Source organism: Klebsiella sp. CN_Kp088 (assembly GCF_040064335.1).
Taxonomy (GTDB): domain Bacteria; phylum Pseudomonadota; class Gammaproteobacteria; order Enterobacterales; family Enterobacteriaceae; genus Klebsiella; species Klebsiella aerogenes.
Genome location: NZ_JBEAIQ010000025.1, coordinates 43,913 through 66,367 on the forward strand (window position 1 = coordinate 43,913; position 22,455 = coordinate 66,367).

Genomic DNA, 22,455 nt, shown 5'->3' on the forward strand with positions numbered 1-22,455 from the left:
CCGGTCAGTTGAGGGAGAATACTTTTTCTACCGGTAAGCTGGTAAAGCGCATCAGGCGCGCGTCAGTCTCTTTGGCGCGCGTTTGCGCATCAGGCAGGCAGCGCCAGCCCTCTTTACTATCAAATTCCCAGACCTTCAGCGGCCCGATATTCGGGGTGACGGCGATTGACCACACCAGCAACGTTTCAGCATCACAGATGGCTTCAATCGATTGGGTGCCAGCGGTACGCAGGCGACCAGACCCCGGCAGCAGTTGTACTCGCACGGGGGCTTCACCGGTGAGCTTCAGCACGCTGCGGCGCAGCGCCACCAGTTGGGCGCGGGCTTCATCCGGATCGTGCTGGATGTTAATCCATAAATTCTCATTGCTATTGAAGACATAGCGATCGGCTGCATGTAGCGGATGGACGCCACGCGAGGCATGCTGTAGTTCCATATCGAGACCGCAGTCACCTTCGGTCGTCAGCGCTACGCCGACGATATTCCCGGCATAAGAGATGGAAAAGCGGGGAAGGTGGGGATCGCGAAATACGGGCCGTCCATTGGGTTCGCTGATGATTTCCGGCAGCTCGCCGATACCATAAAGCATGAAAAGCAGTTCAGCGAGCAGCGAACGCGAGGCGCGATAGCGGCTCTGTCGGTATTCGGGTAGGTTACGTGCGGATTGATGACATGCCGCCGACAAACGCGTCGATAGCGGCTCCCTGGTGTTGAGTATCCCTCTTGCAAAATGCGTTGCCATTCGTCGCTCCGTGATTAATGGTCAGAGATAAAAATTGTGAATGATATTATCGCTCACAATGAGCAGGTTTTAATGCGGAAATTCTTCCTTGAGAAGGGATAATGTCTGACTTTTACAATTTCTTGCGCAACAACGTGAGGATGATGGGCAATTTCCCTACAGCGTATTGGAATAGAGCTATTTGAGGGTCTCTCTGAGCCATACGATCTTTGGATTATAGCTATTACGCTTATGCCACAGCAGGGTAAACGGCACGCGCATTTTTTCCAGCAGCTGCGGCTCCAGCGGCAGCGGGCGCGAAACCAGCGGCAGATGATGTTGCTGATTGTAGTGCTGACAGTAGCGCGGCGCGGTGGCTATCATGGTGTGATTTGGTTGCGCCGCCATAAACAGCGACTGCTCAAAGCCGGGCAGGGTCAGGGCAACCGTCCGTTTGTGGCCCAGGTCATGCAGCACATCATCCAGCGCCCAGGTATCGCTTTGTTCCCAGCAGATATTGATGTGCGGATAGCGCAGGAAAGCCGCCAGGTTCCACTCTTCATTGAGCGCCGGATGATCGGCGCGCAGCCACACCTGCGGCAGGTCGCTAAACAGGACATCAAAATCGATATACCACGGCAGCAGGCTCAGCTGTTCGCGCGAACGCGGATGGGTTTCCTTGCCGCAAAAACCGATATCAACCTCGCCGCGAATGATGGCATCCAGCGAGTCGTAATCCCAGTTGCGTAAACGGATCAGCGCTTGTGGATAACGTTGATAAATTTGCTGGGAGAGGGCGTTGAACAGGATCATCAGCAGCGGTGATTCTGCCGCCAGCTCGAACTTCAGGCCGCTTGGCATAGTGTGGTGCGGTTTATCGAGGATCTGATTGCCCATCTGCATCCAGTCGGCAAGATCCTGCTCCATGCTGCTCATTAACGGCGTTGGCGCCAGCCCTAGCGGTGTTTTAACAAACAGCGGATCGTCAAACCAGGTGCGTAGCTTGGCCAATGATTTACTCACCGCCGACGGCGAAACGTTCATCCGTTTCGCCGTGCGGGTGACGCTGCGCTCCTGGGTCAGAAGCTGCAGACATAACAGTAAGTTAAGATCGAGACTCGACAGGGATTTCTTCATCATATTGCGTCGCGCGCGCCGGCGAGACGACCAGTATCAGAACAATACTGACTATGCTACAGGCAATGAGTATCCCGATCAGCATATTCATGGCGCTCAGCCCGATGATAGCCGCCAGCCAAATCCACAGCGAAGAACCACAGACCTGGGCGATGCCGAGGGCGGAGCTGGCGACGCCCGCCCGCAGCGTGAAAGGCCCCAACGCCTGGCTCATCGCGACGCCAAAGCCAACCGAGAAACCCGCGCAGATCATACCTAATCCCAGCATGGTGATGGGCTGGCTGGCGGCGAGGCTCAATACCACGCCAGCGATAAGGAACAAAGTCTGCGAGGTCAGCATCAGGGTACGCGGTTTAAACAGCGTCAGAGCGAACGGCGTGGAGAACGACACGGCCATGCTGACCATTGCCATCAGCGCCATCGCCATTGAATAAGTTCCGCGGTCGAAACCCATCTCTTCCATCATCAGCACCGGAGAGACGTTTACGTAGGTCAAAATTGCGGTGACGCTGAGAGTCGTAATGACTATGCGGCTGAGGAAAAAACGGTTTAGCAGCGACTCAGCGGCGCCATTGTGCTGTGCGTCTGCCTGCGGATGCGTTGTCGGGCGCGTCTCACGCAGGATAAACACCGACAATAACCCCACCATGACCCCCATGCCTGTCATGGTGTAGAACAGGCTCTGCCACGGATATTTCAACATGATCAGATGGCCAAGTACCGGCGCGAGAACGGGAATGATGCAGGTAATGCCATTAAGCAGCGACAGTACCTTGGCGCGGCGGCGCTCGTCCAGCGTATCGCGCAGAACGGCAAAAGCGACGACGTAGCAGCTTCCCGCGCCGATCCCCTGGATAAAGCGGCCGATCAGGAAATGCGTGCTGTTATGCGCCTGCGAGCACAACAACGAGGCCAGTATGAAGGTGATGGCGCCGAAAATCGCGACCGGTTTACGCCCGGATTTATCCGCCGCTCGCCCGGCAAAAAGCATCGCGGTAGCCATGCCGGCTAAATAGACCGAAAAGGCGATATGCAGCTGTGCCTCGCTGGCGCCAAGATCTTGGGCGATGCGCGGTAGACCGACCAGATACATATCAATGCCGGATGGATAGAGCAGTACCAATGCGAAACTGCAGATAAGAAAGCGTGCCATAGGACCCTCGCAATAAGAATGGCGTACAGCATAGTGGCTAACGCCGGGGAGTACGAGTTGCCATTTGGACAACACTCTTTTCCTGAAAGGAAAAACAGTTGATTGCTTCACAGAGTTGATGTGATTAAGGCAATCAAATAAAAAACCCGCCATAACAGAAGGTTATGGCGGGTTAGTAGATGCTTACCAGTAACGCTTACTTACCGATACAGAAACTGGAGAAGATGCGGCCCAGCAGATCGTCAGAGGTAAATTCGCCGGTGATTTCACTTAATGCCTGTTGCGACAGACGCAGCTCCTCCGCCAGTAATTCACCGGCCCAGGCGCCCAGCAACTGCGCTTTGCCCTGCTGCAGATGGTCCGCAGCTGTTTCCAGCGCTTGCAGGTGGCGACGACGGGCGAGGAAGCCGCCTTCCATGTTGGTATCGAAGCCCATGCTCTGCTTAAGGTGGTTGCGCAGCACCTCGACCCCTTCACCGGTACGCGCCGACAGGCGGATTAGTGAGTGGCCATTTACTTCGCTGAGCCCCAGCGCTTCGCCGGTGACGTCGGCTTTATTACGCACCACGGTAATCGGCAGTTTAGCGGGCAGGCGCTCGATAAAGTCCGGCCAGATCTCCGCCGGGTCAACGGCGCTGGTGGTGGTGCCGTCGACCATAAACAGCACCCGATCCGCCTGCTCGATCTCCTGCCAGGCGCGTTCAATGCCGATACGCTCCACTTCATCACTGGCGTCACGCAGGCCTGCGGTATCGATGATATGCAGCGGCATACCGTCGATGTGAATATGTTCGCGCAGTACGTCGCGGGTGGTGCCGGCGATATCGGTGACGATCGCCGCTTCTCGTCCGGCCAGCGCGTTGAGCAGGCTGGATTTACCGGCGTTTGGCCGTCCGGCGATCACCACTTTCATCCCTTCACGCAGCAGGCTGCCCTGACGGGCTTCGGCGCGGACGGCATCGAGATCGGCGATCACGTCGTTCAGTTGGGCTTCAATTTTACCATCGGAGAGGAAATCAATTTCTTCATCCGGGAAATCAATCGCCGCTTCCACGTAGATGCGCAGGTGAGTGAGCGCTTCCACAAGATGGTTCACACGCGCGGAGAAGGCCCCTTGCAAGGAGTTCAACGCCGAACGGGCCGCCTGCTCTGAGCTGGCGTCGATAAGGTCGGCGATGGCCTCTGCCTGCGCCAGGTCGAGCTTGTCGTTGAGGAACGCGCGCTCGGAAAACTCGCCCGGATTGGCGATGCGAACGCCGGGCAACGTCAGAATACGTTTGAGCAGCAGATCCAGAATGACCGGGCCGCCGTGGCCCTGCAGTTCGAGGACATCTTCGCCGGTAAAGGAATTGGGTCCCGGGAACCACAGCGCAATCCCCTGATCCAGCGGCGTACCGTCGGCGTCTTTGAACGGCAGATAGTCGGCATAGCGCGGCTTCGGCAGCTTGCCGAGTACCGCCTGCGCGACGTCGCGCGCCTTAAGGCCGGAGATACGCAGGATGCCCACACCCCCGCGTCCCGGTGGGGTTGCCTGGGCGACGATAGTGTCGTTATGGCTCATGATATGTCTCTTCAAATCGCAATAAAAAAAGGCGGTCATTCGACCGCCTTTTGATTGTAGGCCTGATAAGCGTTAGCGCCATCAGGCAACCCGGCGCGCATTGCCGGATGGCGGCTTCGCCTTATCCGGCCTACACCGAATCAGGATTTTTTCTTCTCGCGGCTATGTAGGCCACGCTTCTCCAGACCACGGTAAATCAGCTGCTGCTGAATAATGGTTACCAGGTTGCTGACGATGTAGTACACCACCAGACCAGACGGGAACCACAGGAAGAACACCGTGAAGATGACCGGCATAAAGGTCATGATCTTCTGCTGCATCGGGTCGGTCACGGTGGTCGGCGACATCTTCTGGATGAAGAACATGGTCGCGCCCATGATGATCGGCAGGATGTAGTACGGGTCTTGCGCGGACAGGTCATGGATCCACAGGATAAACGGCGCATGACGCAGTTCAACCGAGGCGCTCAGCATGTAGTACAGCGCAAGGAAGATTGGCATCTGAATAATCAGCGGGAAGCAGCCACCCAGCGGGTTAACTTTTTCTGCTTTATACAGCGCCATCATTTCCTGGCTTTGACGTTGTTTATCGTCGCCCAGACGCTCGCGCATAGCCTGAATCTTCGGCTGCAGCATACGCATCTTCGCCATGGAGGTGTACTGCGCTTTAGTCAGCGGGTACATGATGCCACGAACGATAAAGGTGATGACGATAATCGAGAAGCCCCAGTTGCCGAGGAAGCCGTGGATGAATTTCAGCAGCTTAAACAGCGGTTGGGAGATGAACCACAGCCAGCCGTAGTCGACGGTCAGATCCAGGTGCGGCGCGACGGCAGCCATTTTATCCTGCAGAGCCGGACCGACCCACAGCACACTTTCCAGCTTGTCGGTTTGACCTGGCTGCACCAGTACCGGCTGTGATTTATAGCCGATAGCGACAACGCCATTACCGAGGTTAGCGGTATAGAAGTTGTTGGTGCCGTTGTTATGCGGAACCCACGCGGTGGTGAAGTACTGCTGCAACATCGCCACCCAACCGTCTTTGGTGCTGACGTTCAGGTTTTCGTTATCGACGATAGTATCGAATTTATATTTTTCGTATTTCGAATCAGCAGTGGAGTACGCCGCGCCACGGAAGGTGTGCATGGTAGACAGACCGCCGGTTTGCGTATCGCGGCTTGATGGCAGCGCTGCTGTTTGCTTCAGCTGACCGAAGGAGGAGATCTCCAGCGGTTTTTCGCCGACGTTTTTCACGTTGTAGCCAACGTTCACCGCATAATCACCGCGTTTCAGGGTGAAGGTTTTGGTGAAGACGTTGCCCGCTTTGTCGGTGTAGGTCAGCGGAATAACGATTTCGTTCTGGCCGTCAGCCAGTACATACGCATCTTTATCAGCGTTATACAGCGGACGCGGGCCGTTAGCCGGGTTATCCGGGCCGTCACGACCAGTTAAGCCGCTCTGTGCCTGATAGATAAACTGTGGCGTGGTTTCCAGTAACTGGAACGGTTCAGTAGATTTCAGCGCTTTCGGGTAAGCCGGAAGCAGCGCTTGCTCAACATCACCACCGCTGGTGTTGATGGTCAGATCAAGCACATCAGTTTTAACCGTAATCAGTTTCCCCTGGCCACTGGCCGGTACGCCCTGGTCTGCGGCGCTACCCGCTGCTGTGGTCGTAGTCTGCGTGGTCTGCTGCTGGGTTTGCGGATTTTTGTCCTGCTCCCAGGCTTGCCAGATCATGAAAGACACGAACAACAAAGCGATGATAAGAAGATTGCGTTGCGAATCCATCGTTAGTGTTCTCTGGTATCAAATGGTCCAGGCGGGACGGGGTCGTCACCACCAGGGTGTAAAGGGTGGCATTTTAATACGCGTTTCACCGTCAACCAACTGCCTTTTATCACTCCAAACCTGCGCAATGCCTCAATTCCGTATTGAGAACAGGTTGGCGTGAAACGACAGTGCGGCCCGAGTAGCGGACTAATCAGGCGCTGATAGACCCTGATAAGGCCTATCAGGACCCGCGAGCCAGGCGACAATGGCGGCGCCATAATTTTTCCAACGCTTCCGAGAGAGCACGGTTATCGAGGTCGGCAACCCCTTTCTTTGCCACCACCACGAAATCCATTGGCGGGAGTTCATGTTGACGTAAACGGAAGCTTTCACGCGTCAGACGTTTAATCCGATTGCGTTCATGCGCGCGCTTAACGTTTTTCTTGGCGACGGTAAGACCGATGCGGGGATGCCCCAGCGAATTCAGGCGGCCGAGGATGGTGATTTGCGGCGTGCCAGCCCGTTGTGGCTGCTGGAAGACGAAAGTGAAATGACTGGGAGTTAACAAACGTAACTCCCTGGGAAATGCTAGCTTAACCACGCAGGGTTAGCTTTATTACTTGGAAACGGTCAGACGAGCGCGGCCTTTAGCACGACGACGTGCCAGAACCTGACGACCATTTTTATTAGCCATACGAGCACGGAAGCCGTGAGAACGGTTGCGCTTCAGTACAGACGGTTGAAAAGTGCGTTTCATGGCGATTTCTACCTAAACTTGAATAAATTCACTGACTTTTGCGTAGACCCGAACGAACTTCGAACGACTTACGCCTCAGCGTGGGTGATTAAAGAGGCCGGATTGTAATAATTGTACACTCCGGAGTCAATTCTCTTTCCTTATTTCTCGCACCTTGCCGCACAAAAAATAAGCTGAGACGAGTTGCGAAAACGGGCGTTACGCGCCGGGTGGGGGATTATACGGCCTGGCGGGTAAAGCGCAAGGATCGTAAAGGATCTTTGTTAGATCAATTCTGTTCAAAACCGGCATAGCTCATTAATTTTTCCAATATGCGGGCGAAATCGTGCCGCACTCTCGCCAGGATCGATTACACTTACCCGGTTTCGATCCTCCTGTGGATAAATCGGGAAGAATCTGTTGAGAAACACAAGATCTCTTTCTCAGTTTAGGCTATGATCCCCGGTCCCGATCGCGATCCACGGATCCGTCCCGGGTAAAACCGCAAATAGCGGTTCGCACGTCACCCCTTTTGCGCAGGGGCTTTTTCGGCTAATGCAGGGTCTTGCGACGTGTGCCAACAATCACGATTGTTTCAGTTTTTCTTTTATATCGATTTTATGTTCGAGTGGAGTCCGCCGTGTCACTTTCGCTTTGGCAGCAGTGTCTTGCCCGATTGCAGGATGAGTTACCAGCCACAGAATTCAGCATGTGGATCCGCCCATTGCAGGCGGAACTGAGCGATAACACGCTGGCACTGTATGCGCCAAACCGTTTTGTGCTCGATTGGGTAAGGGACAAATACCTCAATAATATCAATGGGCTCCTCAATGACTTTTGTGGTGCGGACGCCCCACAGCTGCGCTTTGAAGTGGGCGCGAAGCCTGCGGCGCCGTCCCACCAGGGGACGGCCAACGTCGCCACGGCGATCCCGGCCGCTCAGGTGCAAACCGCGCGCGTCGCGCCGGCTGTCGCCCGTCAGGGCTGGGATAACGTTCCGGCGCCGGCAGAGCCCACCTACCGTTCCAACGTCAACGTCAAGCATACGTTTGATAACTTCGTCGAAGGTAAATCTAACCAGCTGGCACGCGCGGCGGCGCGTCAGGTGGCCGATAACCCGGGCGGCGCGTATAACCCGCTGTTCCTTTATGGCGGCACCGGTCTGGGTAAAACCCACCTGTTGCACGCCGTCGGCAACGGCATTGTGGCGCGTAAGCCAAATGCTAAAGTGGTTTATATGCACTCCGAGCGTTTCGTGCAGGACATGGTTAAAGCCCTGCAAAACAACGCCATCGAAGAATTTAAACGCTATTACCGCTCCGTTGACGCCCTGCTGATCGATGATATTCAGTTCTTCGCCAATAAAGAGCGTTCGCAGGAAGAGTTCTTCCATACCTTCAACGCCTTGCTGGAAGGTAATCAGCAGATCATCCTCACTTCGGATCGTTATCCAAAAGAGATCAACGGCGTTGAAGATCGTCTGAAATCGCGCTTTGGCTGGGGCCTGACGGTGGCGATCGAGCCGCCTGAACTGGAAACCCGCGTCGCGATCCTGATGAAGAAAGCCGATGAGAACGATATCCGCCTGCCGGGCGAAGTCGCATTCTTTATCGCTAAGCGTCTGCGTTCGAACGTGCGTGAGCTGGAAGGGGCGCTGAACCGCGTCATTGCTAACGCCAACTTTACCGGCCGGGCGATCACCATCGATTTCGTGCGCGAAGCGCTGCGCGATTTACTGGCGCTGCAGGAAAAATTAGTCACCATCGACAATATTCAAAAGACGGTGGCGGAGTATTACAAGATTAAGGTAGCGGACCTGCTGTCCAAACGCCGCTCCCGTTCGGTGGCGCGCCCACGCCAGATGGCGATGGCGCTGGCCAAAGAGCTGACCAACCACAGCCTGCCGGAAATCGGCGATGCGTTTGGCGGTCGCGACCATACCACCGTGCTGCACGCCTGCCGTAAGATTGAGCAGTTGCGTGAAGAAAGCCACGATATTAAAGAAGATTTTTCCAATTTAATCAGAACATTATCCTCGTGACGCTATGAAATTTACCGTAGAACGTGAACATTTATTAAAACCGCTGCAACAGGTGAGCGGTCCGTTAGGTGGTCGTCCGACGCTGCCAATTCTCGGTAACCTGCTGCTTCAGGTCGCGGACGGCACGCTGTCGCTAACCGGTACCGATCTGGAAATGGAAATGGTCGCGCGCGTGTCGCTGATTCAGCCGCACGAAGCGGGCGCCACCACCGTTCCGGCGCGTAAATTCTTTGATATCTGCCGCGGCCTGCCTGAAGGCGCGGAGATCGCCGTGCAGCTTGAAGGCGACCGTATGCTGGTGCGCTCCGGCCGCAGCCGCTTCTCGCTGTCGACCCTGCCTGCCGCCGATTTCCCGAATCTCGACGACTGGCAGAGCGAAGTGGAATTTACCCTGCCGCAGGCGACGATGAAGCGCCTGATTGAAGCCACCCAGTTTTCGATGGCGCACCAGGATGTCCGTTACTACTTAAACGGCATGCTGTTTGAAACCGAAGGTAGCGAACTGCGCACCGTCGCCACCGATGGCCACCGTCTGGCGGTTTGTTCAATGCCTTTGGAAGAGTCGCTGCCGAACCATTCGGTGATCGTGCCGCGTAAAGGGGTGATTGAGCTGATGCGTATGCTCGATGGCGGCGATACGCCGCTGCGCGTGCAGATCGGCAGCAACAATATCCGTGCTCACGTCGGCGATTTTATCTTCACCTCGAAGCTGGTTGATGGCCGTTTCCCGGACTATCGCCGCGTATTGCCGAAAAACCCGGATAAACACCTTGATGCCGGCTGCGACATTCTCAAGCAGGCCTTTGCCCGCGCGGCAATTCTGTCGAACGAGAAATTCCGCGGCGTGCGGTTGTACGTCAGCGAAAACCAGCTGAAAATCACCGCGAATAACCCGGAACAGGAAGAGGCGGAAGAGATTCTCGATGTCACTTATTCGGGCAGCGAGATGGAAATCGGCTTTAACGTTAGCTACGTGCTGGATGTGCTCAATGCGCTGAAGTGCGAGAATGTGCGCATACTGCTGACGGATTCCGTATCGAGCGTGCAGATTGAGGATGCGGCTTCACAGTCCGCCGCCTATGTTGTCATGCCTATGAGATTGTAGAATCTGCAAAGGGGCTGGTTTACTTGCCATTTCGCCTTCCGGCAGTGCTCGAAATGCTCACGTACTTCGTGTACGCTCCGCTTTCTGCGCGCTGGCGGTAGACGAACTGGCTGCGACACCCACGCCCCTTGAATGATGACGAGCTGATATGTCGCTATCCCGACTCCTAATCAAAGATTTCCGCAATATCGAAAATGCGGATCTCGCTTTATCCCCCAGCTTTAACTTCCTGGTTGGCGCAAACGGCAGCGGCAAAACCAGCGTGCTGGAAGCTATCTATACGCTCGGCCATGGCAGGGCGTTTCGCAGTTTGCAAATTGGCCGGGTAATTCGTCACGAGCAGGATTCGTTTGTCCTGCACGGGCGTTTACAGGGCGAAGAGCGGGAAACCGCCATTGGCCTGACCAAAGACAAACAGGGCGACAGCAAAGTGCGTATCGACGGCACCGATGGCCACAAGGTGGCGGAACTGGCGCACCTGATGCCGATGCAGCTGATCACGCCGGAGGGGTTTACTTTACTCAACGGCGGCCCCAAATACAGAAGAGCGTTCCTTGATTGGGGATGCTTTCATAACGAAGCCGGATTCTTCACCGCCTGGAGCAACCTGAAGCGCCTGCTGAAACAGCGCAACGCCGCGCTGCGCCAGGTGAGCCGCTATGCGCAACTGCGGCCGTGGGACCTGGAATTAATCCCGCTGGCGGAACAAATCAGCCGCTGGCGTGCCGAATACAGCGCCGCTATTGTCGAAGACATGGCGGATACCTGTCAGCAATTTTTACCGGAATTCACCCTCACCTTCTCTTTCCAGCGCGGCTGGGAAAAAGAAACGGACTACGCCGAGGTGCTGGAGCGGAATTTCGAACGCGACAGAATGTTAACCTACACCGCCCACGGTCCGCATAAAGCGGATTTTCGCATTCGCGCCGATGGGGCGCCGGTGGAAGACACCTTGTCGCGCGGGCAGCTTAAGCTGCTGATGTGCGCCCTACGACTGGCGCAGGGCGAGTTCCTGACCCGCGAAAGCGGGCGGCGCTGCCTGTACCTGATAGATGATTTTGCCTCGGAGCTTGACGATGCCCGGCGCGGGTTGCTTGCCAGCCGCTTAAAAGCCACGCAATCGCAGGTTTTCGTCAGCGCAATCAGCGCTGAACACGTAATGGACATGTCGGACAAAAATTCGAAGATGTTCACCGTGGAAAAGGGTAAAATAACGGATTAACCCAAGATTAAATGAGCGAGAAACGTTGATGTCGAATTCTTATGACTCCTCCAGTATCAAAGTCCTGAAAGGGCTGGATGCGGTGCGTAAGCGCCCGGGTATGTATATCGGCGACACGGATGACGGCACCGGTCTGCACCACATGGTATTCGAGGTTGTGGATAACGCTATCGACGAAGCGCTCGCAGGTTACTGTAAAGACATCGTTGTTACTATCCACAGCGATAACTCCGTCTCCGTACAGGATGACGGCCGCGGCATCCCAACCGGCATTCACCCGGAAGAGGGCGTCTCCGCGGCGGAAGTTATCATGACCGTCCTGCACGCCGGCGGTAAATTCGATGATAACTCCTATAAAGTGTCCGGCGGTCTGCACGGCGTAGGCGTCTCGGTGGTTAACGCCCTGTCGCAGAAGCTGGAGCTGGTTATCCAACGCGATAACAAAGTTCACAAACAAATTTATGAGCACGGTGTGCCGCAGGCGCCGCTGGCGGTAACCGGTGAAACCGAAAGCACCGGTACCATGGTGCGTTTCTGGCCAAGCCTGGAAACCTTTACCAACGTCACTGAATTCGAATACGAAATCCTGGCGAAACGTCTGCGCGAGCTGTCGTTCCTCAACTCCGGGGTCTCTATCCGCCTGCGCGATAAGCGCGACGGCAAAGAAGACCATTTCCACTACGAAGGCGGCATCAAGGCGTTTGTTGAGTATCTCAACAAGAACAAAACGCCGATCCACCCGAATATCTTCTATTTCTCCACCGAAAAAGACGGTATTGGCGTTGAAGTGGCGCTGCAGTGGAACGATGGTTTCCAGGAAAACATCTACTGCTTTACCAACAACATTCCGCAGCGCGACGGCGGTACTCACCTGGCGGGCTTCCGCGCGGCGATGACCCGTACCCTGAACGCCTACATGGATAAAGAAGGCTACAGCAAAAAGGCGAAAGTCAGCGCTACCGGCGACGATGCGCGTGAAGGCCTGATTGCCGTGGTTTCCGTAAAGGTGCCGGATCCGAAGTTCTCCTCTCAGACTAAAGACAAGCTGGTCTCCTCCGAGGTGAAATCGGCGGTTGAACAGCAGATGAACGAACTGCTGAGCGAATACCTGCTGGAAAACCCGTCCGATGCGAAAATCGTGGTCGGCAAAATTATCGACGCCGCGCGTGCGCGTGAAGCCGCGCGTCGCGCCCGTGAAATGACCCGTCGTAAAGGCGCGCTTGACCTGGCAGGCCTGCCGGGCAAACTGGCGGATTGCCAGGAACGCGACCCGGCGCTGTCTGAACTGTACCTCGTGGAAGGGGACTCCGCGGGCGGCTCTGCGAAACAGGGCCGTAACCGTAAGAACCAGGCTATCCTGCCGCTGAAGGGTAAAATCCTTAACGTTGAGAAAGCCCGCTTCGATAAAATGCTCTCTTCTCAGGAAGTAGCCACGCTTATCACCGCGCTGGGCTGCGGCATCGGCCGCGATGAGTACAACCCGGATAAACTGCGTTATCACAGCATCATCATCATGACCGATGCGGACGTCGACGGCTCGCACATTCGTACCCTGCTGTTGACCTTCTTCTATCGTCAGATGCCGGAAATCGTTGAACGCGGTCACGTTTACATTGCTCAGCCGCCGCTGTACAAAGTGAAGAAAGGCAAGCAGGAACAGTACATTAAAGACGACGAAGCGATGGATCAGTACCAGATCTCCATCGCGCTCGACGGCGCGACCCTGCACACCAACGCCAGCGCACCGGCCTTAGCCGGCGAGTCACTGGAAAAACTGGTGGCCGAGTACAACGCGACGCAGAAAATGATTGGCCGCATGGAGCGCCGTTTCCCGAAAGCGATGCTCAAAGAGCTTATCTATCAGCCGACGCTGGCCGAAGCCGATCTGAGCAACGAGCAGACCGTCACCCGCTGGGTTAATCAGCTGATTAGCGAGCTGAACGAAAAAGAGCAGCACGGCAGCCAGTGGAAGTTTGATATTCGTGAAAACAGCGAGTTGCAGCAGTTCGAGCCTATCGTGCGCGTGCGTACCCACGGCGTCGATACCGACTACCCGCTGGATAACGAGTTCATCACCGGCGCGGAATACCGCCGCATCTGCACCCTCGGCGAGAAGCTGCGCGGGCTTATCGAAGACGACGCGTTTATCGAACGCGGCGAGCGCCGCCAGCCGGTAGCTAGCTTCGAACAGGCGCTCGACTGGCTGGTGAAAGAGTCGCGTCGCGGCCTCTCTATCCAGCGTTATAAAGGTCTGGGCGAGATGAACCCGGATCAGCTGTGGGAAACCACCATGGATCCGGACAGCCGCCGCATGCTGCGCGTCACCGTGAAGGATGCGATTGCCGCCGACCAGCTGTTCACCACCCTGATGGGCGATGCCGTTGAACCGCGTCGCGCCTTTATCGAAGAGAACGCCCTGAAAGCGGCGAACATCGATATCTAAGCCTGTATTTCCCCGGCGACATACTGTCTACCGGGGCCACGGCTTTGCTAAACCCGGTATGCGTTGCGCTGCCGGGTTTTTCTTTTGCGGCAAAAGAGGAATCCTCCCACGCAATCCATCCTCGTTTTCTCCCGTTGCGAGAGCTGTTTTTTGAGCGGAATCGCGTTAGCATGAGTAAAGACTCATCTTACCCGGGGATCCCATGGCTATTAAACTGATTGCAATTGATATGGACGGCACGCTGTTGCTGCCGGACCATACCATTTCTCCGGCGGTGAAAACCGCCATCGCGGCAGCGCGCGCCCGCGGCGTTAACGTGGTGCTGACGACTGGCCGCCCTTACGCTGGTGTTCATAGCTACCTGAAAGAGCTGCACATGGAACAGCCGGGCGACTACTGCATCACCTATAACGGTGCGCTGGTTCAGAAAGCCAGCGACGGCAGCACCGTGGCACAAACGGCGTTAAGCTACGATGATTATCGCTTCCTTGAGCAACTCTCTCGTGACGTCGGCTCGCATTTCCACGCGCTCGATCGTAATACGCTTTATACCGCGAACCGCGATATCAGCTACTACACGGTGCATGAATCCTACGTGGCGACCATTCCGCTGGTATTCTGCGAAGCAGAAAAAATGGACCGTAACATTCAGCTGCTGAAGGTGATGATGATCGATGAGCCTGCCGTTCTCGATCGGGCCATCGCTCGTATTCCGGCGGAAGTGAAAGAGAAGTATACCGTGCTGAAAAGCGCGCCGTACTTCCTCGAAATCCTCGATAAACGCGTCAATAAAGGCACCGGCGTGAAGTCGCTGGCCGATACGCTGGGTATTAAGCCGGAAGAAATTATGGCGATTGGCGATCAGGAAAATGATATTGCGATGATTGAATTTGCCGGCGTCGGCGTGGCGATGGATAACGCCATCCCGACCGTTAAAGAAGCGGCGAATTTCGTCACCAAATCGAACCTTGAAGATGGCGTCGCCTTCGCCATTGAAAAATACGTTTTAGCCTAAGCGCATTTCGGGCCCGGAATTCTCCGGGCCTCAGACTGCTGACAAAGAAGGAAAAAGCGTGGTTTTTCCTTCTTTGTGGTTATCAGCCGAAAATCAATAAATTGATTTTCCATGTTTTTTGTCTGGTGCAATTTGTAAGTGCAACGGTTGCATGAGGTTTGTCATCAATCTCAGGCCCCGAATTCTCCGGGCCTGTCTTCTCTTTTTTCATGAATAGATGTTAATCCGCATTTAAATCCCTTAATTAGCGCAGGGGATTCTATAAGCTACCCGCCCCATTTTATGAATTCTGTTCTTAAGAACTAACATCATATTTCCCATGAATAAAAATCACCTTTTGATGTTGGTTGCGCTGCCTTTTCTCTCTTTTCAGGCCTGCGCGGCCGCAGAACCAACGGCTCAACTTGAGCCCATATATGCCTGGCACGGTAGCGAACCGGCGGATCTGCCCGCGCCTGACAATAGCCAGGCCGCGGCGCCGGAATCGACATCGGTATTGCCTTTTTTAGGCGATGAAGCCCGAAAGCGTGGCTACGTCCTACCGCTGCCATTTGGCGTCGGCGTTAACTATATGGATATGCGGCAGAATATTAATGTCGATAGCATTAATTTTACCGGTTTATCGTTAGGTCATTTTTCACTAGATAATGCCTTCCAGATTGGCGTCGGTAATACGCGAGAAAGTAGCAAAACCGAGACCCTTAAGCTGGATGCCTGGCTGCTGCCGTTTATGAACGTCTATGGTCTGGTTGGACACACTAAAGGCCATTCTATCTCGCAAATCGCCGTTGGCCTGAAAGGGCCGAATGGTAAAGTGGTGCCTATGCCAGGTATGCAGAATCTTGATTTTCGTCTTGATTTTAAAGGCACTACCTACGGCGTCGGTACCACGCTGGTGGGCGGCGTCGGCAACTGGTTCACGGTATTAGATGCCAACTATACGCAGACGCGTTTTGATATCCTCGACGGCAGCATTGATGCTTTCACCTTTTCGCCGCGTTTGGGCTATCGTTTCAATACGCCGTCGGTAGATGCGCTGCATCTGCCGAACGGGAAGCTGAATGTCTGGGTCGGCAGCATGTATCAGGATGTGCAGCAAGAATTTAAGGGCAGCCTGAACGATCTGTCGATGCCGTCGACGATGCTGCAAAACATGGTCAATCTGGCCAATAAGAACGGCAACGGTCGCTTTGATGTGAAACAGCATCTGCAGTCGCCGTGGAACGTGCTGGTGGGCGCGCAGTATGAGATGACCCGGAACTTTAATATCACTACGGAGTTTGGTTTTGCCGAACGTAATAGTTTCTTTATCGCCGGCGAGTATCGCTTTTGAGCCGACCGTTTAACCCTATCCTGCTGTTGCTAACCTGCCTTGTTATGGGGCAGGCGCAGGCACAGGCGCTTAGCCGCGAAAAAATCGACGGCTGGTTGCAAAACCTTGGCGCCAGCGACAAGTTTGACGCCAGCAAAGGCATCGACTGGGGCGTCATGCCGGGGCCATTTTATACGCCGGAGCTGGGGCTTGGATTGGGTACGGCTGTTGTGGGCATGTATCGCCCGGACCCACATGACACCATCAGCCAGAACTCCACGCTGACGCTTAGCGGCTACGTCAGCTCCACCGGCGCGTTTGGCCTTAGCGTTAAAAACTATGCCTTTTTCGACAATGATTTGTGGCGGGTATTTGTTGAAGGCTCGATGGCCAACACACCGACTTACTACTGGGGACAAGGTTTTCACGCCGGCGACAAAGACAATGAGAAAGAAAAATATACCGCCCAGGTGCTGACATTGCGCCCGATGCTCTACCGGCAGCTCATCGATAATGTTTATCTGGGGGCGGGGTGGTCGCTGGCGGCGCAAAATGCCGATGAGATGGACCATGACGATCTGCCGAAAATAGAAAACACCCCGCAGGGGCCATCGGTATTCAGCTCCGGCGCCAGTATTGATATCAACTGGGACGATCGCGATTTTGTCCCCAACCCACGCAAGGGCCAATACGCCGATTTTCGCTATACCCACTATGCGCCGGGGCTCGGCAGCGACACGCGTTTTGATGAGTTTCGCCTGCACTACAGCCGCTATCAGGCCCTGAGCGATAAAAGCGTGCTGGCCTGGGAAGCGGATGGCACATTTACTCAGGGCGATGTGCCGTGGAGCATGATGCCGCTGCTCGGTAGCGATGAGCGTATGCGCGGCTACTACCAGGGGCGCTACCGCGATAAAAACGTGGTCAGCTCTCAGCTGGAATATCGTCGTCAGTTGACGTGGCGACACGGCGTTGTTGCCTGGGTCGGCGCGGGCACCATGGGGCCATCCATTGATTCACTGAATGATGGACGCTGGCTACCTTCGGCGGGCGTCGGCTACCGCTTTGAATTCAAACCTCGCGTTAATATTCGCCTCGACTACGGTATCGGTAAGGGCAGCAGCGGCTTTTACTTCCAGGTCGGCGAAGCGTTCTAACTCTTATTTACCCTCCTTCCCTGCTTTGACGGCGCCATCTGTCGTGGTCACAGGCATTTTTATTTTTATGGGTTGTTCTTTTTGTGATCTAAATTGTAGTACAACACAATCATGTTGTACTACATTGAGCTCATGACGACGACGCCTGACATCACGCTAGTAGTACAAAAGTGAGGCGAAATTCGACAGCGACGGTAAAGTAGAGCAGTACACATAGAGCATAAGGACTCTCCATGACTCTCAATAAAACCGATCGCATCGTGATCACGCTGGGCAAACAGATTGTCAGCGGTAAGTACGTACCGGGTTCGGCGCTACCGGCCGAAGCGGAACTGTGTGAAGAGTTTGAAACTTCGCGCAACATCATCCGCGAAGTGTTTCGCTCGCTAATGGCGAAGCGGCTGATCGAAATGAAGCGTTATCGCGGCGCGTTTGTCGCTCCCAGAAACCAGTGGAACTACCTCGATACTGAGGTTCTGCAGTGGGTACTGGAAAATGATTATGACCCGCGTCTTATCAGCGCGATGAGTGAAGTGCGTAATCTGGTAGAGCCCGCCATTGCCCGCTGGGCGGCGGAACGCGCCACCTCAAGCGATCTGGCGGAAATCGAGTCGGCGCTCAATGACATGATCGCCAACAACCAAAACCGGGATGACTTTAACGAGGCCGATATTCGTTACCACGAAGCGGTGCTGCAGTCAGTACATAACCCGGTTTTGCAGCAGCTTAGCGTGGCGATCAGTTCGCTGCAGCGGGCGGTATTTGAACGGACCTGGATGGGCGATGAAGGCAACATGCCAAAAACCCTGCAGGAACATAAAGCGCTATTTGACGCCATTCGGCATCAGGATAGCGACGCGGCGGAGCAGGCGGCGTTGACGATGATCGCCAGCTCGACACGAAGGCTCAAGGAAATCACATGACGGCTCGCTACATCGCAATAGATTGGGGATCGACGAATTTACGCGCCTGGCTTTATCAGGGCGAAGAATGCCTGGAAAGCAGGCAATCTGAAGCAGGCGTAACGCGCCTGAACGGTCGCTCTCCCGCTGCGGTGTTAGCGGAAATTACTCAAAACTGGCGCGATGGCGCCACACCGGTGGTGATGGCTGGTATGGTTGGCAGCAACGTGGGCTGGAAAATCGCCCCCTATTTGCCGCTTCCTGCCGCTTTCTCGGACATTGGCCAGCAGTTAACTGCCGTTGGCGACAATATCTGGATAATTCCCGGTCTTTGCGTTTCCCGTGACGATAACCATAACGTCATGCGTGGAGAAGAAACGCAACTGCTGGGCGCACGCGCCTTAGCCCCTTCATCTGTCTACGTGATGCCGGGAACCCACTGCAAGTGGGTACTGGCCGATCGCCTGCAAATTCACGATTTTCGTACCGTTTTGACCGGTGAGTTGCATCATCTGTTGCTTCAGCACTCGCTGGTGGGCGCCGGCTTACCGCCGCAGGAAACGTCCGCTACCGCATTCGCGGCCGGTCTGCAGCGCGGTATCAACAACCCCGCCGTCCTGCCGCAGCTGTTTGAAGTGCGCGCTTCGCACGTGCTGGGCGCGCTGCCTCGCGAGCAGGTTAGCGAATTTCTTTCCGGCCTGCTGATTGGCGCTGAAGTTGCCACCCTCAGCGACACGTTCGCCGGACAGCAGGCGATCGGCCTCGTCGCCGGATCATCGTTAACGTCCCGCTATCAGCAGGCATTCGCCGCCATTGGCCGCGAAGTCACCGCGGTTGCGGGCGATACGGCATTTCAGACAGGAATAAGGAGTATCGCTTATGCAGTGGCAAACTAACCTTCCGCTTATCGCTATCCTGCGCGGCATTACGCCAGACGAGGCGCTGGCTCACGTTGGCGCCGTTATCGACGCCGGTTTCGACGCGGTCGAAATCCCGCTGAACTCGCCGCAGTGGGAGAAAAGTATTCCGCAGGTCGTCGACGCTTACGGCGAGCAGGCGCTTATCGGCGCGGGCACCGTGCTGCAACCGGAGCAGGTCGACAGGCTGGCGGCCATGGGCTGTCGGCTGATTGTGACGCCAAACATTCAACCGGAAGTGATCCGGCGAGCGGTGGGTTACGGCATGACCGTGTGTCCAGGCTGCGCCACCGCCAGCGAAGCCTTTAGCGCGCTCGATGCCGGCGCGCAGGCGCTGAAAATCTTCCCGTCATCGGCTTTTGGACCGGATTACATCAAAGCGTTGAAAGCCGTGTTGCCGCCGGAGGTTCCGGTCTTTGCCGTTGGCGGCGTGACGCCGGAAAACCTGGCGCAGTGGATTAATGCCGGTTGTGTGGGGGCTGGGCTGGGTAGCGATCTCTATCGCGCCGGCCAGCCGGTTGAACGTACCGCGCAACAGGCAGCCGCATTCGTAAAAGCGTATCGAGAGGCAGTGAAATGAAAATAACCAATATCACCACGTACCGTTTACCTCCGCGTTGGATGTTCCTGAAGATTGAAACCGATGAAGGCATTGTTGGCTGGGGCGAACCGGTGATTGAAGGGCGCGCCCGCACGGTCGAGGCGGCCGTTCATGAATTTGGCGACTACCTGATTGGCCAGGATCCGGCGCGGATTAACGACCTGTGGCAGGTGATGTACCGCGGCGGCTTTTATCGCGGCGGCCCGATTATGATGAGCGCCATCGCCGGTATTGACCAGGCGCTATGGGATATTAAAGGTAAGGTTCTGAATGCCCCGGTCTGGCAACTGATGGGCGGGCTGGTGCGTGACAAAATTAAAGCCTACAGCTGGGTGGGCGGTGACCGCCCCGCCGAAGTAATTGACGGGATTAAGAAGCTGCGCGGCATTGGTTTCGACACCTTTAAATTAAACGGCTGCGAAGAGATGGGGCTCATCGATAATTCCCGCGCGGTTGACGCGGCGGTGAATACCGTGGCGCAAATCCGCGAAGCGTTTGGCAATGAAATTGAGTTTGGTCTCGATTTTCATGGCCGCGTTAGCGCGCCGATGTCTAAGGTATTAATTAAAGAGCTGGAGCCATATCGCCCATTATTTATTGAGGAACCGGTATTAGCCGAGCAGGCGGAATATTATCCGCGACTGGCGGCGCAAACGCATATTCCAATTGCCGCCGGCGAACGTATGTTCTCGCGCTTTGAATTTAAACGGGTACTGGAAGCGGGCGGGGTGGCTATTTTACAGCCCGATTTGTCGCACGCAGGCGGTATTACCGAATGCTATAAAATTGCCGGAATGGCGGAAGCCTATGACGTTGGGCTGGCGCCGCACTGCCCGCTGGGGCCGATCGCTCTGGCGGCTTGTCTGCACGTCGATTTCGTTTCACATAATGCGGTCTTCCAGGAGCAGAGCATGGGGATCCACTACAACAAAGGCGCCGAACTGCTTGATTTTGTGAAAAATAAAGAAGATTTCAATATGGAAGGCGGCTTCTTTAAACCTTTGATGAAGCCGGGGCTGGGCGTAGAAATCGATGAGGCCCGCGTGATTGAGTTAAGTAAAAATGCGCCGGACTGGCGAAATCCGTTGTGGCGGTATGAGGATGGATCTGTCGCCGAATGGTAAATGCGCGTCATACTTCGCACTGGTGATGCGTTGGCTGCATTTTCTTACCCTGGTCACATACTATTGTATGCTCCCAGGGATGCGAAAATTTGCCGCCTTTCCCCAGCACGAATTATTTAGCGCATCGCAACATAGTTATTAATAAAAAACAAAAACACCCTCTGTAAATTACCGGGCATGGTGAGCGGCTTCGCTATGCCCAAAATCTGGAGACAGATTGCGATGGATATTTCAGTTACCGCTGTAAAAACCGGGCGTCGCCGTTATCTGACGCTCATCATGATCTTTATTACCGTGGTTATTTGTTATGTTGACCGCGCCAACCTCGCCGTCGCCTCGGCGCATATTCAGGAGGAGTTTGGTATTAGCAAAGCGGAAATGGGCTACGTATTTTCCGCCTTTGCCTGGCTGTATACCCTCTGTCAGATCCCTGGCGGTTGGTTCCTTGACCGCGTGGGATCCCGGCTTACCTACTTTATCGCTATATTTGGCTGGTCCGTGGCGACGTTGTTACAAGGCTTCGCCACCGGCTTAATGTCGCTTATCGGTTTACGCGCCATTACCGGCATCTTCGAAGCGCCAGCCTTCCCGACCAATAACCGCATGGTGACCAGCTGGTTCCCGGAGCACGAACGCGCCTCTGCCGTCGGGTTTTATACCTCGGGGCAATTTGTGGGCCTGGCCTTCCTCACGCCGCTACTGATCTGGATCCAGGAGCTATTAAGCTGGCATTGGGTATTTATCGTTACCGGCGGGATCGGCATTATCTGGTCGTTAATCTGGTTTAAGGTTTATCAACCGCCGCGCCTGACTAAAAGCATCAGCAAAGCCGAGCTCGACTATATCCGCGACGGCGGCGGCCTGGTGGATGGCGATGCGCCGCTGAAGAAAGAGGCGCGTCAACCGTTATCAAAAGCGGACTGGAAGCTGGTCTTTCACCGTAAGCTGGTTGGCGTTTACCTTGGGCAGTTCGCGGTTACCTCGACGCTGTGGTTCTTCCTGACCTGGTTCCCGAACTACCTAACCCAGGAAAAAGGCATCACCGCGCTGAAGGCCGGTTTTATGACCACGGTGCCCTTCCTCGCCGCGTTTTTTGGCGTCCTGCTCTCCGGCTGGCTGGCGGATAAGCTGGTGAAAAAAGGTTACTCGCTGGGCGTAGCGCGCAAAACGCCGATTATCTGCGGGCTGCTGATCTCCACCTGCATCATGGGGGCGAACTATACCAACGACCCCGTGTGGATCATGGCGCTGATGGCGCTGGCATTCTTCGGCAACGGCTTTGCGTCTATCACCTGGTCGCTGGTCTCCTCCCTGGCGCCGATGCGCCTGATCGGCCTGACCGGCGGGGTGTTTAACTTTGTTGGCGGACTGGGTGGTATCACCGTACCGCTGGTGATTGGTTATCTGGCGCAGGATTATGGCTTTGGCCCGGCACTGGTTTATATCTCCGTGGTGGCGCTGATCGGCGCGCTGTCTTATATCCTGCTGGTCGGCGATGTGAAACGTGTAGGCTAAATTTTGGCGATACGCTACCCTGAT

General features: G+C 55.3%; 20 protein-coding genes. 12 read left to right on the forward strand and 8 right to left on the reverse strand.

What is annotated here, in order from left to right; genetic code table 11:
• Nucleotides 1-4: 4 nt before the first annotated feature.
• From ABLV08_RS15595 to rpmH, 8 genes are all read right to left on the reverse strand, one after another.
• Nucleotides 5-589 carry a hypothetical protein gene (locus ABLV08_RS15595; RefSeq protein WP_161798780.1) on the reverse strand — a complete coding sequence of 195 codons (585 nt, stop codon included), beginning with the start codon at nucleotides 587-589 and terminating at the stop codon, nucleotides 5-7.
• A gap of 330 nt (nucleotides 590-919) precedes the next feature.
• Nucleotides 920-1,858: an HTH-type transcriptional regulator YidZ gene (gene yidZ / locus ABLV08_RS15600; RefSeq protein WP_348856026.1), complete on the reverse strand. Its 939-nt coding sequence runs from the start codon at nucleotides 1,856-1,858 to the stop codon at nucleotides 920-922.
• A complete protein-coding gene (locus tag ABLV08_RS15605) occupies nucleotides 1,827-3,011 on the reverse strand; it encodes an MFS transporter (protein ID WP_045412595.1) in 1,185 nt (394 codons plus the stop codon). The genes yidZ and ABLV08_RS15605 overlap by 32 nt, the downstream gene beginning before the upstream one ends.
• Nucleotides 3,012-3,207: 196 nt before the next feature.
• Nucleotides 3,208-4,572 carry a tRNA uridine-5-carboxymethylaminomethyl(34) synthesis GTPase MnmE gene (gene mnmE, locus ABLV08_RS15610; protein ID WP_015703904.1) on the reverse strand — a complete coding sequence of 455 codons (1,365 nt, stop codon included), beginning with the start codon at nucleotides 4,570-4,572 and terminating at the stop codon, nucleotides 3,208-3,210.
• Nucleotides 4,573-4,712: 140 nt separating this feature from the next.
• A complete protein-coding gene (gene yidC, locus ABLV08_RS15615) occupies nucleotides 4,713-6,359 on the reverse strand; it encodes a membrane protein insertase YidC (protein WP_015369027.1) in 1,647 nt (548 codons plus the stop codon).
• A 2-nt stretch (nucleotides 6,360-6,361) separates the two neighbouring features.
• Complete coding sequence (gene yidD, locus ABLV08_RS15620) at nucleotides 6,362-6,619, reverse strand: membrane protein insertion efficiency factor YidD (RefSeq protein ID WP_015703903.1); 258 nt, start codon at nucleotides 6,617-6,619, stop codon at nucleotides 6,362-6,364.
• A complete protein-coding gene (rnpA, locus tag ABLV08_RS15625; protein ID WP_015703902.1) occupies nucleotides 6,583-6,942 on the reverse strand; it encodes a ribonuclease P protein component in 360 nt (119 codons plus the stop codon). The genes yidD and rnpA overlap by 37 nt, the downstream gene beginning before the upstream one ends.
• A gap of 15 nt (nucleotides 6,943-6,957) precedes the next feature.
• Nucleotides 6,958-7,098, reverse strand: a complete 141-nt coding sequence (gene rpmH, locus ABLV08_RS15630; protein WP_015369029.1) for a 50S ribosomal protein L34 — start codon at nucleotides 7,096-7,098, stop codon at nucleotides 6,958-6,960.
• 619 nt (nucleotides 7,099-7,717) lie between these two features.
• Here rpmH and dnaA point away from each other — a divergent pair.
• The 12 genes from dnaA to ABLV08_RS15690 all read left to right on the forward strand — a co-directional run bounded on the left by dnaA (nucleotide 7,718) and on the right by ABLV08_RS15690 (nucleotide 22,431).
• Nucleotides 7,718-9,118 carry a chromosomal replication initiator protein DnaA gene (gene dnaA, locus ABLV08_RS15635; protein WP_015703901.1) on the forward strand — a complete coding sequence of 467 codons (1,401 nt, stop codon included), beginning with the start codon at nucleotides 7,718-7,720 and terminating at the stop codon, nucleotides 9,116-9,118.
• Between the two features lie 4 nt (nucleotides 9,119-9,122).
• Nucleotides 9,123-10,223, forward strand: a complete 1,101-nt coding sequence (gene dnaN, locus ABLV08_RS15640; RefSeq protein WP_015369032.1) for a DNA polymerase III subunit beta — start codon at nucleotides 9,123-9,125, stop codon at nucleotides 10,221-10,223.
• 148 nt (nucleotides 10,224-10,371) lie between these two features.
• Nucleotides 10,372-11,445, forward strand: a complete 1,074-nt coding sequence (recF, locus tag ABLV08_RS15645; RefSeq protein WP_015369033.1) for a DNA replication/repair protein RecF — start codon at nucleotides 10,372-10,374, stop codon at nucleotides 11,443-11,445.
• Nucleotides 11,446-11,473: 28 nt separating this feature from the next.
• Nucleotides 11,474-13,888, forward strand: a complete 2,415-nt coding sequence (gene gyrB / locus ABLV08_RS15650; protein WP_015703899.1) for a DNA topoisomerase (ATP-hydrolyzing) subunit B — start codon at nucleotides 11,474-11,476, stop codon at nucleotides 13,886-13,888.
• A 202-nt stretch (nucleotides 13,889-14,090) separates the two neighbouring features.
• Nucleotides 14,091-14,903 carry a sugar-phosphatase gene (gene yidA, locus ABLV08_RS15655; protein WP_015369035.1) on the forward strand — a complete coding sequence of 271 codons (813 nt, stop codon included), beginning with the start codon at nucleotides 14,091-14,093 and terminating at the stop codon, nucleotides 14,901-14,903.
• A 319-nt stretch (nucleotides 14,904-15,222) separates the two neighbouring features.
• Nucleotides 15,223-16,236, forward strand: coding sequence for a hypothetical protein (locus ABLV08_RS15660; protein ID WP_072206474.1), 1,014 nt, complete (start codon nucleotides 15,223-15,225; stop codon nucleotides 16,234-16,236).
• Nucleotides 16,233-17,372: a BamA/TamA family outer membrane protein gene (locus ABLV08_RS15665; RefSeq protein ID WP_077203993.1), complete on the forward strand. Its 1,140-nt coding sequence runs from the start codon at nucleotides 16,233-16,235 to the stop codon at nucleotides 17,370-17,372. The genes ABLV08_RS15660 and ABLV08_RS15665 overlap by 4 nt, the downstream gene beginning before the upstream one ends.
• Before the next feature lie 233 nt (nucleotides 17,373-17,605).
• Entirely contained in the window at nucleotides 17,606-18,295 is a 690-nt protein-coding gene (gene dgoR, locus ABLV08_RS15670; RefSeq protein WP_348856015.1) for a D-galactonate utilization transcriptional regulator DgoR, read from the forward strand.
• The gene (locus tag ABLV08_RS15675; protein ID WP_348856016.1) at nucleotides 18,292-19,170 is read left to right on the forward strand and encodes a 2-dehydro-3-deoxygalactonokinase; all 879 of its coding nucleotides are present in this window, start codon (nucleotides 18,292-18,294) and stop codon (nucleotides 19,168-19,170) included. Before dgoR ends, ABLV08_RS15675 begins: the two co-directional genes overlap by 4 nt.
• Nucleotides 19,154-19,771, forward strand: a complete 618-nt coding sequence (locus ABLV08_RS15680; RefSeq protein ID WP_004181595.1) for a 2-dehydro-3-deoxy-6-phosphogalactonate aldolase — start codon at nucleotides 19,154-19,156, stop codon at nucleotides 19,769-19,771. Before ABLV08_RS15675 ends, ABLV08_RS15680 begins: the two co-directional genes overlap by 17 nt.
• Nucleotides 19,768-20,916 (forward strand): galactonate dehydratase, encoded by a 1,149-nt coding sequence (gene dgoD / locus ABLV08_RS15685; protein WP_348856017.1) that lies wholly within the window; start codon nucleotides 19,768-19,770, stop codon nucleotides 20,914-20,916. The genes ABLV08_RS15680 and dgoD overlap by 4 nt, the downstream gene beginning before the upstream one ends.
• A gap of 177 nt (nucleotides 20,917-21,093) precedes the next feature.
• Complete coding sequence (locus ABLV08_RS15690) at nucleotides 21,094-22,431, forward strand: MFS transporter (RefSeq protein WP_032706561.1); 1,338 nt, start codon at nucleotides 21,094-21,096, stop codon at nucleotides 22,429-22,431.
• The last annotated feature ends 24 nt before the right edge of the window (nucleotides 22,432-22,455 follow it).